The following is a 2,013-nucleotide window of genomic DNA, read 5'->3' as shown; positions in this document are numbered from 1 at the left end:
GCACGACTTCATCGATCTTGCTGGCATCGATGCCGGCGTCTTTCATGCACTGCCTGCACGGGCCGACCGAGCGGCTGATGATGTCCTCCACCATCTGCTCCAGTTTGCCGCGGGTCAGGCGCTTCACCAGGTGCTTGGGGCCGCTGGCGTCGGCGGTGATGAACGGCAGATTGATCTCGGTCTCCATGGTGGTGGAGAGCTCGATCTTGGCGCGCTCGGCGGCGTCGCGCAGACGCTGCAGCGCCATCTCGTTGCCCTTGGCGCGCAGGTCCAGGCCTTCTTCCTTCTTGAACTCTTCCACCAGCCAGTCCACGATGCGCTGGTCGATGTTGTCGCCGCCCAGGTGGGTGTCGCCGTTGGTGGATTTCACCTCGATGACGCCCTCGCCCACCTCCAGGATGGAGATGTCGAAGGTGCCGCCGCCGAAGTCGTAGACGGCGATGGTCTCGTCCTTCTTCTTGTCCAGGCCGTAGGCCAGCGCAGCCGCGGTGGGCTCGTTGACGATGCGCTTGACGTCCAGCCCGGCGATGCGCCCGGCGTCCTTGGTGGCCTGCCGCTGCGCGTCGTTGAAGTAGGCGGGCACGGTGATGACCGCCTCCTTCACGCTTTCGCCCAGGTAGGCCTCGGCCGCCTTCTTCAGCTTCTGCAGGATGAGCGCCGAGATCTCCGGCGGGGTGTACTCCTTGCCCTGCGCCACCACCCCCACGTGGTCGCCCGACTTGACCACCTTGAAGGGCACCATCTTCATCTCTTCCGAGACTTCGTCGTAGCGCCGCCCCATGAAGCGCTTGATGGAGTAAATGGTGTTCTCGGGGTTGGTGATGGCCTGGCGCTTGGCCACCTGTCCCACCAGCCGCTCCCCGGTCTTGGTGAAGCCGACGACGGAGGGAGTGGTGCGGCCGCCTTCCTCGTTGGGGATCACCTTGGGCTCGCCGCCCTCCATGACCGCTACCACCGAGTTGGTCGTGCCCAGGTCGATGCCAATGATCTTGCCCATTGTCGCTTACCTCCCACTTTATAAGTGCTTGTTTTTCTTTGATTTGTCGATGGTATCCTAAAACTTGAGTGGGTTATTGTCAATACATTGGATGTGCCAGAGATTCAGGCGGTTGCGGAGACTTCAACAGGGCGGGGCTTGTCAGTCATACCTCTCGTAGACGATGGACTTGCGCTCCCAGCCGAGTTCCTTGAGCAGGGCGCGGTTGGCGTCCACCATGGCCTTGAGCCCGCAGATGTAGGCGTGGCGGTCGAGGTGGCGGGCGGCCAGCGCGCGCACGTGCTCCTGCACGTGGCCGCGCAGGCCCGTCCACTCCGCGCCTTCGCGGCTGAGCGTGGGCAGGTAGTGGAAGTTGGGGTGGCGGCGCGCCAACTCCTCCCACTCCTCGTGATAGTAGAGTCCGGCGCGGTGGCGCACGCCGAAGATCAGCCAGAACTCGCGGCCGCGGTGGCGCTCTTCCTCCGCAAACAGCCACTCCAGCATGCCGCGAATGGGGGCGATGCCGGTGCCGGTGGCGATGAACAGGGAATCGCGCCGCGGCTGGCGCAGGGTGAAGAAGCCCAGCGGCCCCTGGAAGCGGATGGCGCCGCCCTCCTGCAGGTCACACAGGTAGTTGGAGAAGAAGCCGCCGGGAACGCGGTTCAGGCAGAGGTCGAAGCGGTGGCCGCGCGGCGCCGAGGCCAGGGAGTAGGCGCGGGTGATCTCGCGCCCGTCGTGCTCGGCCACCAGCGAGATGAACTGCCCGGGCGTGAACTCGAAACCCTCGGCGCCCCCCACCTCGAACTCCAGGTGCTTGGTCTGCTCGGAGAGCGGGAGGCATTGCAGCAGGCGGGCGGTGCGGAAGCTTTCAGCCATTTTAGATTGAAGATTTCAGATTGCAGATTTGCCGCAGTCCCTTAGCTGCCAGCTACTCAGTCAGCTACTCCACGGTCACCGACTTCGCCAGATTGCGCGGCTGGTCCACGTCGCAGCCGCGCCGCACCGCGATGTGGTAGGCCAGGAGCTGCAGCGGGACG

2 protein-coding genes are annotated in these 2,013 nt (G+C 64.6%); both read right to left on the bottom strand.

What is annotated here, in order from left to right; all coding sequences use genetic code 11:
• Positions 1 to 997: Hsp70 family protein (locus VEG08_13155; GenBank protein HXZ28934.1), on the bottom strand; the 997-nt coding region annotated here is incomplete at its 3' end.
• A 141-nt stretch (positions 998 to 1,138) separates the two neighbouring features.
• On the bottom strand, positions 1,139 to 1,852 hold the full coding sequence (locus VEG08_13150) for an FAD-dependent oxidoreductase (protein ID HXZ28933.1): 714 nt from the start codon (positions 1,850 to 1,852) through the stop codon (positions 1,139 to 1,141).
• Positions 1,853 to 2,013 lie beyond the last annotated feature (161 nt).

Source organism: Terriglobales bacterium (genome assembly GCA_035624475.1).
Taxonomy (GTDB): Bacteria; Acidobacteriota; Terriglobia; order Terriglobales; family Acidobacteriaceae; genus DASPRL01.
The sequence above is the reverse complement of the archived record's forward strand: the minus strand, read 5'-3'. Positions and strand labels throughout refer to the sequence as shown.